The 15,563-nt window shown below is 50.3% G+C and carries 14 protein-coding genes; 6 read left to right on the top strand and 8 right to left on the bottom strand.

Translation table 11 applies throughout. From position 1 onward, the window contains the following. The first annotated feature begins 36 nt into the window (after positions 1 to 36). Positions 37 to 276, top strand: coding sequence for a hypothetical protein (locus ABD949_RS15110; RefSeq protein ID WP_345244687.1), 240 nt, complete (start codon positions 37 to 39; stop codon positions 274 to 276). Further along, on the top strand, positions 273 to 686 hold the full coding sequence (locus tag ABD949_RS15105) for a putative toxin-antitoxin system toxin component, PIN family (RefSeq protein ID WP_345244686.1): 414 nt from the start codon (positions 273 to 275) through the stop codon (positions 684 to 686). The genes ABD949_RS15110 and ABD949_RS15105 overlap by 4 nt, the downstream gene beginning before the upstream one ends. Here the strand turns inward: ABD949_RS15105 and ABD949_RS15100 are convergent. The 4 genes from ABD949_RS15100 to ABD949_RS15085 all read right to left on the bottom strand — a co-directional run bounded on the left by ABD949_RS15100 (position 633) and on the right by ABD949_RS15085 (position 9,603). Continuing rightward, positions 633 to 2,366 (bottom strand): sodium:solute symporter family protein, encoded by a 1,734-nt coding sequence (locus ABD949_RS15100; RefSeq protein WP_345244685.1) that lies wholly within the window; start codon positions 2,364 to 2,366, stop codon positions 633 to 635. The genes ABD949_RS15105 and ABD949_RS15100 overlap by 54 nt on opposite strands. Further along, positions 2,363 to 4,993, bottom strand: a complete 2,631-nt coding sequence (locus tag ABD949_RS15095; RefSeq protein ID WP_345244684.1) for a glycoside hydrolase family protein — start codon at positions 4,991 to 4,993, stop codon at positions 2,363 to 2,365. The genes ABD949_RS15100 and ABD949_RS15095 overlap by 4 nt, the downstream gene beginning before the upstream one ends. 45 nt (positions 4,994 to 5,038) lie before the next feature. Then, entirely contained in the window at positions 5,039 to 6,520 is a 1,482-nt protein-coding gene (locus tag ABD949_RS15090) for a RagB/SusD family nutrient uptake outer membrane protein (protein WP_345244683.1), read from the bottom strand. Between the two features lie 92 nt (positions 6,521 to 6,612). Then, positions 6,613 to 9,603, bottom strand: coding sequence for a SusC/RagA family TonB-linked outer membrane protein (locus tag ABD949_RS15085; RefSeq protein ID WP_425576762.1), 2,991 nt, complete (start codon positions 9,601 to 9,603; stop codon positions 6,613 to 6,615). Positions 9,604 to 9,952: 349 nt separating this feature from the next. Here ABD949_RS15085 and ABD949_RS15080 point away from each other — a divergent pair, with 349 nt between their 5' ends. After that, complete coding sequence (locus ABD949_RS15080) at positions 9,953 to 10,972, top strand: LacI family DNA-binding transcriptional regulator (protein ID WP_345244681.1); 1,020 nt, start codon at positions 9,953 to 9,955, stop codon at positions 10,970 to 10,972. Between the two features lie 75 nt (positions 10,973 to 11,047). Here ABD949_RS15080 and ABD949_RS15075 read toward each other — a convergent pair whose 3' ends face one another. The 4 genes from ABD949_RS15075 to ABD949_RS15060 all read right to left on the bottom strand — a co-directional run bounded on the left by ABD949_RS15075 (position 11,048) and on the right by ABD949_RS15060 (position 13,820). Next, positions 11,048 to 11,284 (bottom strand): hypothetical protein, encoded by a 237-nt coding sequence (locus tag ABD949_RS15075; RefSeq protein WP_345244680.1) that lies wholly within the window; start codon positions 11,282 to 11,284, stop codon positions 11,048 to 11,050. Further along, positions 11,259 to 11,858 (bottom strand): RNA polymerase sigma factor, encoded by a 600-nt coding sequence (locus ABD949_RS15070; protein WP_345244679.1) that lies wholly within the window; start codon positions 11,856 to 11,858, stop codon positions 11,259 to 11,261. Before ABD949_RS15070 ends, ABD949_RS15075 begins: the two co-directional genes overlap by 26 nt. 461 nt (positions 11,859 to 12,319) lie before the next feature. Next, positions 12,320 to 13,042, bottom strand: a complete 723-nt coding sequence (locus ABD949_RS15065; RefSeq protein WP_345244678.1) for a hypothetical protein — start codon at positions 13,040 to 13,042, stop codon at positions 12,320 to 12,322. A 34-nt stretch (positions 13,043 to 13,076) separates the two neighbouring features. Next, entirely contained in the window at positions 13,077 to 13,820 is a 744-nt protein-coding gene (locus ABD949_RS15060; RefSeq protein ID WP_345244677.1) for an iron-containing redox enzyme family protein, read from the bottom strand. 163 nt (positions 13,821 to 13,983) lie between these two features. Between ABD949_RS15060 and ABD949_RS15055 the strand changes: the two genes are divergently transcribed. The 3 genes from ABD949_RS15055 to ABD949_RS15045 are packed head-to-tail and all read left to right on the top strand — an operon-like array spanning position 13,984 to position 15,562. Next, on the top strand, positions 13,984 to 14,478 hold the full coding sequence (locus ABD949_RS15055; protein ID WP_345244676.1) for a hypothetical protein: 495 nt from the start codon (positions 13,984 to 13,986) through the stop codon (positions 14,476 to 14,478). Between the two features lie 36 nt (positions 14,479 to 14,514). Continuing rightward, positions 14,515 to 15,180 carry a hypothetical protein gene (locus ABD949_RS15050; protein WP_345244675.1) on the top strand — a complete coding sequence of 222 codons (666 nt, stop codon included), beginning with the start codon at positions 14,515 to 14,517 and terminating at the stop codon, positions 15,178 to 15,180. Beyond that, positions 15,161 to 15,562, top strand: coding sequence for a histidine kinase (locus ABD949_RS15045; protein ID WP_345244674.1), 402 nt, complete (start codon positions 15,161 to 15,163; stop codon positions 15,560 to 15,562). The genes ABD949_RS15050 and ABD949_RS15045 overlap by 20 nt, the downstream gene beginning before the upstream one ends. Position 15,563: the final 1 nt, after the last annotated feature.

Raw genomic sequence — 15,563 nt, 5'->3', positions numbered from 1 at the left:
GTTAGACAGCGCATTATATTTGTAAAAACCTCGACCATGGCCACTTCCCAAACCACCCCTTCGAAACTGAGCAATCTGCAAATTGAATTGCTAAAACTGTATCCGTACAATGTGTCGGAGGAACAGCTTCGGGATATCCGGAAATTGCTGGCCGATTATTTTGCTCAGCAGGTCGACGATGAAATGAGCAGACTTTGGCAGGAGAAAGGCTGGAATGAGCAGACGCTTCAGGACTGGAAAAACGAACACATGCGTAGCCAGACTGCCGAGGAATGAGAGTTGTTCTGGATATAAATGTGTTGCTTATCGCATTGCCTGTAGCCTCCCCGTACCGTCCGATTTTTGATGCGTTACGAACTGGTCGGTTTGAACTGGTGGTGAGCAACGACATCTTATCTGAATACCATGAGAAACTAGCAGAGAAGACAACTGCTTCAGTGGCCGATAACGTCATCAAGCTCTTGTTATCACTGGATAATGTGATACTCCAGTCGGTGTACTTCGAATGGGGCTTAATGCACAATGATGCCGATGATAACAAGTACGTTGACTGCGCACTTGTTGCGAATGCCGACCACTTAGTATCCGAAGACAAGCATTTTACTATTCTCAGAGACATTGATTTTCCAAAGTTATCGGTTCTCCGAATTGACGAATTTCTCAGCCTCCTGCGTACTCAGGTTTAATTGAATCCGCTTCGACGCCCGCCAGGGAATCAGGGCCGCCAGTAAAACAACACCTGCAATGCCGGCGGTAATGCCTGCCCCGCTGCTGGCCAACGCACTCAGTCCAAATAGCATGACGCCCGTAAAGGCTAGTGATAAGGCAATGACCCGCAGCCCAAAGCGATTCTGCTTCCGAATTTCGAATGACTCACCGGTATCCGTGTGCAGCAGGGCATCTTCCCGCTTCTGCTGCCGGGTGGCCTGGTAGCGCAGGTATTCAGCCGCAACCCGACCTTTTCGGCTGGCGTATAGTTCAAACGTCAGCAGTAGTAACAAGGGCAGACCTACCCCAATGATAGTCTCGGCTCCGCGCGTCAGTTTAAAGTCCAGCAGCCAGGGCGAGAGTATCTTGAAGAACAGGTTTACTGCCAGGCCAATGCACGTAATCCAAAGCGTAGTGCGGCTGGTCAGGCGTTTCGAGAATAAGGCCCAAAGCGGAGGGGCCAGCAATGGTCCGCCCGAAATAGCAGAGATACTGAGCACAACTTCGACAATGCCACCGGCCGCCGGTACGAGCAGCGCAATGCCAATCATACCGAGTCCGAAAAACCAGGAGGAACCACGAGCCACTCGCATGAGCTGCTTGTCAGAAGCTTTTGGGTTGATGATGCCTTTGTAGATGTCGTTGGTGAACACCGCCGATACCACATTGAGCGCGGTGTTGGCGCTGGCGGAAGTGGAGAAATACATACCCGTGAGCATCAGCCCCAGCAGACCCGGCGGCAGTACCAGTCGGCAAATCATCAGGTAAGCGTTTTCGGTATCGAGGCCGGTGAGCGACGGATTGATTGCCTTGTATATCATCGGAGGGAACATCCAGATGACGGGGCTGATGAGGTACAGGGCCGCGAACAGGAACGCTACCTTCCGTGCTGACTTCGGACTATCGACACTGGTGTACCGCTGCACAAACGTCCAGTTGCCGCCGATGTACGCGATGTGGTAAATCACAAAGGCCAGCACAAATCCCAAGGTATATTCGCCGTTCAGCAGGTTGAAAAAGTCATCGGGTACCGCACTGGTAAATCCCTGCAATCCCCCAACCCGGTCCAGCGACAGCGGCAGCAGAATAAACACGGCCGCCGACAGTACGACGAATTGCAAAATGTCTGTCACCATCACCGCCCATAGCCCGCCAACCGCCGTATAGGCAATCATGAACAGCCCTAAGCCTATCGTACACGGCACCAGCGGCAGGTTCAGCGATACACTAACCAGCTTGGCAACGGGGTACAGTACAGAGCCTTTAATGAAAACCGAAACTAAGGTAAAAATGAAAATATAGGCTTTCTGCACGGTCAGGCCTAGCCGTTCGCGGATGAACTCGGCGGCCGTCAGGGCCCCGGCGGCTTTCCAGCGGGGAGCCAGAAATAGCCCCGTCACCAGCGCCCCGATACACATAGTCCATTGTATCGTAATAGCTACCCAGCCGTGTTTATACGCGATAGATCCCCAGGCCACGAAGGTACCGGCGGAGAAGAAACTCATGAATAGGGAAAGGCCACCAATAAACCAGGGGACCGCTTCGCCACCCGCAAAAAACGACTTCAGGTTCCGGCCGGTACGGGCAAACAGCATACCAATGACCAGCACAAACGCCGAAAAAACGACAATAACCAGCGTATCTATGGTAGTATTCATTTTATAGAAGTTTGGTCGCCGTTCGGCGCATAGGTTACCGCCAATACTTTAATCCCAAAGGCCGGTATTTCCAGCGACACTTGTCCATTAGTTGCCTGTACATTTCCACCCGAGTCCAGCCACTGCATACGGGTTATCTGCACCTTTTGCTCAGTTCCTAACTTGTCTTTGTCGAGCGAAAAGGTGAGCTGCGTTGGCTGTGCCCGGTTGTTCAGCAGGGCCACGTAAACTTTATTGGAGCCGGTGGAATGCGACAGAATATAATCAACCGATGGGCTATTGGCCCGCAGCAGTCCTTCGCGGATAATCAGGTTGGCTTTGTCGCCGTACACCGTACCGGGGGCAAAGCCGTAGGTCTGGTGCGGCCCTACTTTCGGAGTTACAAAACCTCGCGGAAAGCTCACCTGACCACCCGACCGCAACTCAGCTTCGGCCAGCAGGTAGTCGGTTATCCAGCCGACCTGCCACCAGGCATGGTGCGGATATGGCCCTGCGCCCCGATTCATCGCTTGCCAGTAGTACGAGGCTACGCTGGTTTTCGGGTCGACAAACGCATCCCGACCAATGGCAGCCGTCCGCGCCATGTCCGCAAACAGCGGTTCTTTGGTGAGTTGGTACATCCGAATAAACAAACCCGCGTGACTGGCCAATTGAATTGGACCGTGGCGCGTAGCCGAACCGAAAATGCCCCCATGCTCAAAGCTCAGCCCCGACTGCGCTATCTCCCAATCCTCTCGCTGGACACCATTGACCGTCTTAATAGTCCGGTTTGGAATGGGGTGGGTGTAAATCGATGTGGTGTAGATTTTAGCTGCCGTGATGGCGGCCTCTTTGTAGCGGGTATCTTTGGTCAGGTCATACAAGTCCAGCAGCGCCTGCGCCGACTGCCCCGTTGCAAAGTCGGGTGCGTACCGGGCATCTCCGCATACGCCGAGGAAGCTCCCCGTTTTTATGGCGTTATCGATAAACCAATCAGCCCCTTTACGAGCGGCCTGCAGGTATTTCGGATCTTTCAGCAGCCGGTAGGCGACAATCAGGCCGTAGAAGGTGGGCCGGACGTCCTGCACGTCTTTGAATATTTCCTGCTCGGTATGCCGATCGTAGGCCACCGCCCAGCTACCGTTGGGTTTCTGCCAGGTCAGCAGCCGGTCGGCTCCCAGGCGCAGGCGTTCTTTCAGTTCGGTATTGTTCGGCTCAAACAACAGCATGTTGCCTACGTCGAGCATGGTGTAGTAGGTCAGGCCGATGGGTTCCACTACTTCGCCCCATTCCTCCACAAACTTCCTGGACTTGGCGAGATAGTATTGCCCAACCGCAGCTCCCTTGAAAAAGCCATCCTGCGTCTGCTGCTGCGCCAATTTAAAGTTCAGGGCATAGGGGACTACCTTCTCGGTCAGTAGCGGATCACGCGTCGCCGTCGCCAGCATCCACATGGCACCGTAGTCGGAATTCTTCATGGCGTCCTTATTAGAGCCAACCACCCCACCCAGATATGACTGCGCCCCTATTTTCCGGCCATTAAATTCTTCCACATTCCACATCGACGTCTGCGGATCGGTGAGGTAGTGGTGCATCTTTTCGATACGGTTGGTAAGAGACTGCTTACTTTGCCGCAGGGCCAGTGACTCCCTGAACTGGTAGATGTCATAGACGGCATGGTTTAGTGCTTTGAACCAGTCGCCATCAGTCAGGCTGTACCGGAACGTATAGCTCACCTGTTCCCCCGCTTTCATGGCTGATTTCGGCTCTCCCAAGACCGGATAATAGACCGTTGGTGAAAGCTGGGCTTTGCGGTTCATGTGCGACAGACCAATGTGCCAGTCTATCTGTGTAATCTTGTCCTTCCCCCACGGATCGCGGGCCAGTCCCGGCTCTGGAATCACCGAAAGCGTTAGGCCATTTCGCGTGCTGACCATTGGCGAGAGTGTACTGGCGCACCGCTCCCGGTAGATGACGGGCAGCGACGGAATACCGTGGCCGTAGGCATACGCCAGCGCAAAATTTGGCTGTAGGGTATTGCCCTGAAAATACCCCGGTACCGTGGCCCAGGCGAGTTGCTGTTCGTTTACTGAAGCCAGTGTCGGACTGGCCAGCGAGTAGTAACCATCTTTTTTCGCCGTCAGGGTTTGTTTCACAACAATGTCGGACGGAAACTTCGGGTCCAGTGTCCACTCGGTCGTGACCGTACCTGCTTCGGTTTCCTGCTGAAAGCGCAGGCTGTTTGCCCCTGCCTGTTTCGCTTCTTTCGGAAAGAAATGGATAGCCTGCCCGGCTGTGTTCAGCGATACCGGATTGGTACTCTCCGCCCACTGGGTGGCCTGGTAATGGTATTTCGGGCCGGGAAACTCTTCGCCTGTAATCGACCGGAACGTTGTTACAGGCTTATCGGGGGGGGGGGCGGCGGCATACAGCAGCGTGCTTTCGCCGGATGGTGTCGCCAGATTGACCCATTGCTGCCCTTTCCGCACCGCTACCTGCCGAATCTGCCAGCCGCCGGCGGCAGATTGCCAGGTCACTTTTATCCGGTCGTTGGCCAGTGACAATGATCGACCGGTCTGCGCCCAGGCGGCCGAACAACCGAACCAGAGTAACAGATAAAGGGCCTTGTTTTTCCAGATAGTATGCATTCGTTGAAGAGTTTCTATATAGCTAAAGTCGTGTGGGTGAGCGGCCTACTTCCAGTCCGGATTTTGCTCCAGTTTCGGATTGGCGTTCAGTTCGTCCTGCGGAATCGGGAAGTACTTGTGCTTGGCCTGTACGTTCCGGGTCGGATACACGCTATTGACCGCTTTCGGAATCACCGTCAGGAATTTACCGGTACGAGTCAGGTCATACCAGCGGTCGCCTTCGGCAAAGAACTCCCAGGCCCGCTCCTGCAACACTGCTTCAATGAAGGCGTCTTTGCTCAGGCCCGTTGCCAGTTCGGCTAGTCCGGCCCGTTTCCGAACGGTATTGATGTACTCGTAGGCCGTAGCGGTGGCACCGTTCAACCGGGCTTCTGCTTCGGCCGCAATCAGGTACATATCGGCTAAGCGCAGAATAGGAATATTGGAAATAAGACCGCTGGTTGAGATGGGGTCCTGGTATTTCTTAACCAGTACGCCATCGGTTGTAATCGGGGTAATGCTCCGCTGCGGCACAATCTTGCCGGCCTTATCGACATAATTGGTATCCAGCAATTGCCGTCGTTTGTCCTGAGCCGAGAACGACTTGTAGAATGACATATACGCGAACATGGAACCAAACGATGTCCGGGCGTATTCCGGACCGGCACTGGCCGGTGGGCCGAAGAGTCCTACCAATTGGTGTGAGCGACCGGGTGAAATCGGGTCTACCTCGTACGCCCACATATTTTCGATACGGGCCGCATCTTCTTTATCGTACCGGTATACATCGCGCACATCCGGTATCAGCGAGTATTTACCGGAGGTAATGACCGCCTGTGCTTTTTCGAGTGCTTTCGCCCAATCTTCGTTATACAGGGCAGCCTTGGCGTAAAGCGCATTAACCACCTCTTTGGACGGGCGACCCTTGTCTACAGCCGGGTACGAGAGTAAACCAGCCTCCAGCGCCTGATCTAAATCCGCGTAAATCTGCTTGTATACTTCCGTTTTGGGGCTTTTGCCCACAATAGCATCGGCCTCAGAGTAGCTGGGTGTCGTTTTAATGGGTACATCGCCGAAGTTCTTGGTCAGCGCCCATAAGTAGAACGCCCGGAGGAAATACGCTTCGCCGATGATCTGCTTTTTACGCGTTTCGTTCATGGTAGCCGCAGGCACTTTGGCAATGATCCAGTTTGCCTTCTCGATGCCATCGTACCCCGACGCCCAGATCTGCTGGGGTGATTCGTTAGTGCGTGAATTACTCTTCTGCGTGGTGTAATTGACATCGTACGTGAAAAGAGTCAGTGTATTACGGCCTACTACACCCCGCGGGTAGGTCTGATCGTCGCTCATATCCGGCACCATTGTCATGGCCGGACCACTGTAGAGATCCGCCAGTGGATCGTAGGCGGCAATCAGGCCTTTCTCGGCATCGGATGCGGTTTTGTAAAACGCTTCGGTATAAATGGACGAGTAGATGGTTTCGTCCAGTTCGCAGGCGCTCAGCGTCAGGCCCGCCAATATGTATAGGGTTTTTGTTATGGCTTTCATGGAATGATTGAGTGATTGAATGATTGAGTGGCAGAATGATTGAATGGGTGAATTGTGGAATAGTTTAATTCAATCATTCTGTCATTCAAAATTTAAAACGTTACCTGAATACCACCCAGAATGGACCGGGCCTGCGGGTACACTAAATTGTCGATACCAATGGCGGTGTTGGAGCCGGCGTAGGAGTTTACCTCCGGATCGAAGCCGCTGTAGTTGGTAAGGGTGAACAGGTTGTTGGCGCTGGCGTAGACGCGGATTTGCTGAACGCCTTTGATGGCCGGCAGGCGATACCCCAGCGTTATGTTCTTGCAGCGCAGGTACGAGCCATCTTCCATAACAAAGTCGGAAATGGGTAACCGGCCTGCCTGGAAGCCACTAACGTACTGGTTGCTCGGATTGGTGGGCGACCAGCGGTTCGCGAGTCCTTTAAACTGGTTACGCTGACCCAGCGGCATTTCGAACGACAGGCGGCTGGCGTTGTAAATATCATTGCCCTGTGAGCCTGACAAAAAGGCGCTGAAGTCGAAATTCTTGTACGAGAGGTTCGTCGAGAAACCGTAAATAACCCTGGGATTCGGGTCGCCGGTAATGGTCTGGTCGGCCGAGGAGATGGCACCGTCGCCGTTCATGTCTTTTACTTTATGCCCGCCCAGGCGTCCGTCGTAACCCGGCAGAATCGTCTCACCGGTCTGGTTGATACCGTCAAAGACGTACGTTTTGAACACGCCCAGCGGACTCCCTACCCGCAGCAGCGAATAGGCCGTAATAAACCGCTCCCGGGTGGTGCCGCCGTCCAGGTCAAGCACCTTGTTGCGGTTTACCGTTACATTACCGGATACGCTCCACTTAAGCGGTCCGTCCAGAATGATGCTGTTGACGGCTAACTCAATGCCCCTATTTTCAAGCGAAGCAAAGTTGCCCGTGATCGTACTGTACCCCGAACTCAGTGGCAGGGCCTTTACATACAGCAAATCATTCGTCCGTTTATGGTATACATCGACGATCACACTTAACCGGTTGTTAAGCAGGCCGATGTCGAGGCCAATGTCCGCCTGGGCCGAACGCTCCCACCGCAGGTCGGGGTTGGCAATGCCCGATGGATTGATACCGGTAACGTACGTATGGTTGATGTTGTAGTCGCTACCCGAAGCTGATACGGTAGCCAGCGACTGGTAGGGGCTAAGGCCACCGGCGTTTCCGGTAATACCGTAGCTGGCGCGCAGTTTCAGGTCCGACAGCCACGGTAGCGATTTAACGAAGGGTTCCTCAATGATCCGCCAGGCGGCCGAGATGGCTGGGAACAAACCGTATTTATGGTTAGCACCGAACTTGCTGGAGCCATCGACCCGGGCGGTCAGGTCCAGGAAATATTTGTCTTTATAACCATAGTTTACCCGCGCCAGGTACGAGTCCAGACGCTGGCTGCTGCGGCTGCTGCTGACCGTGCGGTTCAGCGCCAGTTGCAGGGCTTCGTTCTGGGTAGCATCGTTGGGGAAACCCGTAGCGCTGATGGTGTTGGAGTTGCCGGTTTCGGTCTGGGTGGCAAAAACGGCCGTGGCTTTAACGGAGTGCTGCCCGGCAAAGATCTGGTTATAGGTCAGGATACTTTCATGCAGCAGGTTCAGGTTATTGGCGTTGCCTTTAGAGCCCGAGCCCGAATTATCGTTCAGGTCAGACTGGTTGACGTTGGCGCGGGGCGAGTATGTATCGCGCAGGCTGTTCTGCATATCCACGTTGAACGAAGCCCGGTAGGTCAGTCCTTTCAGAATGTTGAAGTCACCGTAGAAATTGGCCAGTGTCCGGCGGATGGCGGTCTGGTTCAGTACATTAGCGAAGGATAGCGGGTTGGTTACCTCGCGGTACTGTCCACCGGCCTGCTCACCAAAAGGAAATAGCGTGCCATCTGGTCGGTAAGGTTGCAGGGTTGGGGGAGCGCCAACGGCCGCCCCCAGAATAGAGGCTGTTACTACAGCTGCATCGCCAATGGTAGTAGAGCCCGTGGTGATGCCGGAGTTGATAGCGTAACTGCCCAGAATACTGGCACCTACCTTTACCCGGTCACTAACCTTATGATCGACATTCATCCGGAATGAATAGCGCTTGAAAGCCGAGTTCAGGATAATCCCTTTCTGGTCGAAGTAGTTTGCCGAGAGAGCCAGTTGCGTCTTCTCTGAGCCGCCGTTGATCGACAACTGGTGGTTCTGAATGGGCGCTTCGCGGAAGATGATATTCTGCCAGTTGACGCCCTCACCCAGTGAAGCTGGATCAGGGTAGAACTTGTTCTTGAATACCTCGTTCTCCAGTTGGGCAAATTCGGCGGCATTTAGCACCGGCAGCGTTTTGGCCGCTTTCTGAACGCCATAGTAACTGTCGAAGGTAACGCGGGTCACCCCGGATTTACCGCGTTTGGTTGTAATCAGAACGACACCGTTGGCGGCCCTTGATCCGTAAATAGCCGACGCCGACGCATCTTTCAAAATTTCGACAGACTCAATATCGTTGGGGTTGATGGTCGACAGCGGACTTACATCGTTGATACCACCCCCGTTGGAGATCTGAATACCATCGACAACGTACAGGGGCTCGGAGTTACCGTTGATGGAGTTGGTCCCCCGAATCCGGACGCTGATATTGCCACCCGGCGCACCAGTATTCTGGTTTACCTGCACACCGGCTACCCGTGCCTGCAAGCCTTGGGCTACGTTCGCCACCGGTGTCTGCACCAGGTCCGCAGCCTTGATGGAGGCAATGGCGCCCGTCGTTTCAATTTTTCGCTGTGTTCCGTACCCGACCACGACGACTTCGTTGAGGGAACGCTCATCGGATTGCAGCGCCAGGTTTATCGTAGACCGGTTAGCAACTTTAATTTCCTGCGTAACATAGCCGATATACGAGAAAGTAAGGATTGTATTACCGTTGGGCACGGTCAACTGATACTGTCCGTCGGCACCCGTTGTCGTGCCCTGTTGGGTTCCTTTGATGATGACGTTTACGCCCGGTAGCGGTTCTGCGGTGCCATCGGTGGTAACCCGGCCACGCACCGTCAGGTTCTGAGCCAGAAGCGGAAGGGAGAAGAGAGACATTACCAGTAGCCAAAGACTGAGTCGGGCTATAAAGGGTAAAGGTTTCATAAGAGTAGGGATTGGAGAAAATGTACAATTTTAGGTTGACTGGTTATTTGCTTTTGTAACGCTGAAATCTTCGTATAAAAACAGTTAGATAAGGCTAGAGAATGACTGATATTGTCGTATTCAGAGACTTTATGTTGATATTACAATAGGTCGGGCGAGATGCAAGAAAAAAGTTGCAATATTTTTTTGGGAACATTCCCAAATTATTGGGAATGTTCCCAAAAAATGAGGTAGATTGAAACAGTAGAGAAAGCAGGTATAGATAAGCAGACAAGGTTGCTTATAGGAAAAGTTATATTTTATGAAAGGCCATCAGACAACGATTATTGATATTGCCAAAGCACTGAACCTATCTAAGTCAACCGTTTCGCGGGCGCTGACCGGTCATCCGAACGTAAAAGTAAAAACCCGCGAACAGGTATTGGCACTGGCGACTCAGATGGATTACCAGCGCAACCAACTGGCCATCTCGCTGCTGACCAGTCAGACGAAAACCATAGGTATTATCGTACCGGAGTTTCTAAGCTTCTTCTTTCCAAAAGTAATTATTGGCGCACAAGAGGTGCTGGCCAGAGCGGGCTATAATGTGGTGATCTGCCATTCCAATGAATCCTACGAAATCGAAATGGCTAATACGCGGGGATTACTGGCCAGCCGGGTCGATGGACTGCTGGTGTCGCATACCAAAGAGACCCGCAACTTCGACCATTTCCGGATTTTTGAGCGGAAGGGGGTACCGGTTGTTTTTTTCAACCGGATCTGTGAAGACATGGCCGTTTCGAAGGTAACGGTCGATGACTACGACGGCGCTTTTCGGGCGGTTGAGCATCTGATTGAGACAGGAAAACGCCGGATTGCGCACCTGGCCGGCCCCGACTCGCTGCAAAACAGCCGTAACCGCCTGAACGGGTATCTGGATGCACTACAAAAATACGGCCTTCCCATGGACCCATCTTTAATCATTTCCTACGACCTGACCCTCGATAAAGCGAATATCTACGTAAACCACTTGCTCAATCTTTCCCAGCCCCCCGATGCTCTGTTCGCCATTAACGACCCTACCGCCATTGAGGCCTTGCAGGTGATAAAAGCCCGCGGCCTAAAAATACCCGATGACATTGCTGTAGTCGGCTTTAGCGATGATCCCATCTCGGCGCTGGTAGAACCCGGCCTGACTACCGTTGCTCAGCCTGTTACCGAAATTGGTGAGCAGGCCGCCAGGCTATTGCTGAACCAGCTCCAAAACGAAGACGACCGCTTCGAGCCCGAAACGGTCGTCCTGTCCACGCAACTGATTGTGCGAGGGTCAACAAAGCGATAAAGATCCTTAAGAAGAGTAGGTTGTGCTACTCCGCCAGAACAGCTGAAAACAGAACAACCCACCCGCCAGTATTAATCAGGCAGATGGGCTGGGCGTGTATTTTCGAGAGTAATCAAATACGTTTTGAAGGGTCTGCTGGCGCGGTTGCCGTTCAATCCGGTTCATGAGCGCCCTTAACTCGAGAGTATCGAGAAAGAAGGCCATCAAATCCGGCTCGGACATCAGCGCGTCCTCAATCAGCAGACTTTCCTCTTCAGAGGTTTCTTCATAGACATAACGGATTACGTCATCTTGGGTAAAAGTTTTTATCATAGCTCGGAGCACGTTTGCTTAGTTGCTTACGCAGGTTTATTAAAGCATAACGCATTCTCCCCAAAGCTGTGTTAATACTGACGCCGGTCGCATCGGCAATCTCCTGGAAACTCATCTCCTCGTAGTGCCGCATGATTAGCACCTGTCGCTGTTGCTCCGGCAGTCGCTGGATCAACTCGCGCAAATGCTCATGTGTTTCCTGCCGAATCTGCAGCGACTCAATGGAGTCCTCGGCAAATTCCAGCGAATTAAACACATTGCTTCCGTCCTCAAACACTACATTGGGGTAGCGTTTATCTTTTCGGAAATAGTCAATTGCCAAGTTGTGAGCGATCCGAATGATCCACGGGAGGAATTTGCCCTCTTCGTTGTACCGACCCGACTTAATGGTTTCGACCGCTTTTATCAACGTATCCTGCATTAAGTCTTCCGCCACATATTGATCCTTAACAATAAGATATATTGTTGTATAGATCTTAGACTTATGCCGGTGAACTAACTTTTCAAAGGCTTTTTCACTACCACGTATGTACAGGGAAATAAGCTCACTGTCGTTAACCTGGGCTTTCTCCATTTTCAGTTATCAATTAGTTAACGTAGAGCCGTGCTTCGATAGTGTATGTGGTGGTTAAAGTTTTTGGTAGTGAAATTTTCAAGACTATCAAAAATAAAACATTTGACTGATCTTTTGCAAGTGTGCACCCAAAATATTTTGTGAGTGGTATCAACACACCTACATTCTTTGTATTTTCTGTAGTGATGATACAAAAATAGCTAAAATTTGGCAGATATGGGTTTTTCCGTGAAAAAATTTACTTATATCTGCTTACAGCCATATAGACCCCAAAACCAGTCAAATGGTTTAAAAGGTTATTTAAAATACTTCAGGATGTACTTAAAGTTTTAACTCAAGGGCCTTTTTCTGCGTAAAATTGAGCAAATGGTACGCTGGCTACCTAACAAACAGAGGTATTCCGGGCCAAACCTGCGGCTCCGGAATACCTCCAACAATACAGCGGCACTTTACACGGTGGGTTAGGCCGCCATGGCTTCCCGTTTCTGCCACTGACCTTTAATCTCTTCTACCATCGCAGCAAAGCGGGGGTTCACCCGATCCGACCGAAAATAGACGATCTCAAGTTCACACCGGTGAAAGGGATCATAGAACCGCGCGTTCGATGTTCCTTCCAGGCAATTGATTCCACCCATCATCTTCAGCAGTGCAGCCGAGTTGTGCTTCACCGTTGCGGTTGCAATAGCCACAGCGCCCCCGATCAACTGGCAGAACGCCCAGGTTGCAGCAACCAGGGTTGTACCGGTTAGCTTCTCGCTGATTTGCCGGTCAACCGCCCAACCTCCCGGTTCAACAATGAAGGGGTACGTTGTTGCTGACTGGTCGATAAACTGCTGAATGGCCGAGCTGTACAGCGCTTTTGGACCCGGCTCCATCCGCTCCAGCACATGGTACAACTGCATGAACCACACCGCAGCCCCACTAACATACAAAGGGACTCGCATAACGCCGGTGATGGCTCCTTCATGAGTCCGCGCTACGATATGATACGATGAGTAGTCCAGCTTGTTGTAATGTCGCCCGGAACCATCCAGCGCACTGGCCGGAATAGCTTCATCCTGCACGTAGATACGGCCCCGGAACCGCTGGATGTCGGCAATTGTCTGTTCGTACTGCTCGGCCGTCAGGGTAGCCGCAATAATCGGTAGGGCTCCCGCATGAGGAGCAATCAACGACAGGTTCATAAAAGAAAGAGGTTAAAAGGAGGAAGGGGAAACGTTACACGGTTTCGAAGGCATTCAGGTAAAACTCGCCATAAGCGTGTTGAAGGGACGCCCGCCAGATGGGCAGCGGGTAGACGGCGGCAAAGCAATCGAACCCATACTCAATAGCCGCTTCGGCTTCTGGGTACTCCGTCACGATGCGAGCCACCATATTTGACATCAATTGGGCGTGACCGATGTCTTCCGTAGCATGCTCATCAATAAATGCCTGGGCTTCGATGGGGAAACCTTTGGCCGCCAGGAACTGCTGCGCACGCTCGGTCAGAATTGGGGTTAGTCCCTCAAAGAGGTACATATAGCCGAGGTACGCGAAGGGATTCTCAAACTGGCCGATCATCCGGCAGGTAGCGGCCATCGCCAGCGACTTGGGTGTCATCCGCCGATTGCGGGCCCACTGCTCATCGCCACCGAGCTTGATAAAGTCCTTTAGCGCCATTTCGCCATGATCTACTTCCGAGAGATCGTGCAGAATGAGCGACTTCATCAGGTCTGGCCGGTCTTTGGGCAGGCGGCTGATGGCCATAAACGTGGCTTCGGTTACGTGCGGGCCGTAAGAAAACACCTCCAGCAGGATGTATTTAATGATGGTCGCCACCAGTTTGGGATCTGTGTTGGGTGCCGCTACAATCTGGTACATCTCGCTCCGCTCCACTTCTTTGAGCACCAGATCAATTTTGTTGTCAAGTTTTTGGACAAAAGCTTGCGCCGATTGTGAAAAAGGAATACTTTGGGTCTTCATGTGAGACAGGTAGTCGTTTGGTATTTAGATTTGGTTAACGGGTCAAAGGTAGCGAGGGGGTAGGTGGGGGAGTAGGGGAGGATAGCGGGAGTTAGAGGGGGATAAAGGAGTAGGTTATACGGGGAATTTCCCATTTACTAGTATATAACTAAACTTAAATTTTATGGCTAAGATTAGAAAAACCTCTATTGATACAGAGAAACCATCCGATGCGTTCTTTTTTACGGAAGAGTGTAATGTGAATTTTGAAGAACCAAATAGAATAGCTGAATCTGATTATTGGATTGACGTTAATGAAACAGGTGTTCTGGAAAATCCCTTTAAAAGGGCAACTAATAAATATAAGGAAATCCTAACAAATCCAAATCCACAAAATTTAATTTCTCATAAGGGAAGACTTATAAGGACTGCTTTTTTTAATGTATATGAACTTCAGGCTGCAATTAACCAGTCTCTCAATGCAGGATCAAATCATGTAAGATTGTATTATGGTATTGGTGAGACAAATGAAATTGATAAGGAAGTTCACAAAATGTTTGTTTCGCCTATTGACAGAGATGGAAAAGCAATAGGTGGTGAAGAATCAATAGTCGCAATGTGCTGCTGCCAACACCCGCCTTGTCCAAATCCTGTACCAGATAGTTACTATGATGTTTAACTAGGAAAGACCTGAAATTTCAGGTCTTATAGACTTATGTGGTGGGATACATTTTTACTGTTTACGTTATATCTTGCAGCTTGTACTGTCTTTTTTATTTTTTTTAATAAACTATCAAAGTCTGTTAAACTAATTGGTTATGCTGTTTTGGCTGGTTTTCTAATAAATCTTTCTGCTGTATGTTTAATATATATATTTAATTTTAAAAATAACTTGTTCCTATTTCACTTATTAACTTTGTTGCAATATTTACTTTTTTCTATGTCTTACTTTTATCATCTAAATAATTTTAATATAAGAAAGTTTATTTTGATTTCTGTTCCATTTTTTGTTATAAGTTCAATCATCTTGTCTTTGTTTGTGGAGCCACTTAATGAGTACAATTCTTACTCTGTAAGTTTAAGTAATTTGCTGATTGGATTCATTACTTTATTCTATTTTATTGAAATTTTTTTGAAGCCAAACATAAAAAGAATAGAATTTGAGCCAATGTTTTGGATTAGCTCAGGTCTTTTATTTGTGTCATTCGGCAATTTTTTAGTTCAAGGGTTTATGAATTATTTGATTAAGAATGCAGGAGATTACGCTTTGCAGGTTTACTGGATTCATGAATTTTTAAATTTTTTGTTTCTTATAACTTTCATTATAGGTATTATGAGTCAATATGTAAATGTTAGTAATAATGGCTTTGAAACCTTATGATATAGTCTTATTTACTGTTCTAGGTACATTGTTGTTTATAATATTAACTGCTTTTGTTATCGTTTTAGTTTATTCTTATAGAAAGCGTTATATCATATTTCAGCAAAGTTTAGCACTTATAAGAGAGGGATACGAAAAAGAAATACTCCAATCTCAACTTGAAATTCAAAACCAAACCCTCCGTCAAGTGGCTGAAGAGCTTCATGATAATATTGGTCAGGTACTCTCCGTAGCCTCACTGCATTTGAGCGTTTTAGATGAAGATTTAGCAAATTCCCCTCAGTGCTGGACACTGAAGAAAAAGATGCGGATGGGAATCTTCAGCGGCTTGGCCAACTGCTTCATCAGCCAATCTATGAAATGTTCTATTGTGCTCACTTGAT

The organism is Nibrella saemangeumensis (genome assembly GCF_039541915.1).
GTDB lineage: Bacteria > Bacteroidota > Bacteroidia > Cytophagales > Spirosomataceae > Nibrella > Nibrella saemangeumensis.
Note: the sequence above shows the minus strand (reverse complement) of the source record. Positions and strands in the feature narration are given on the sequence as shown.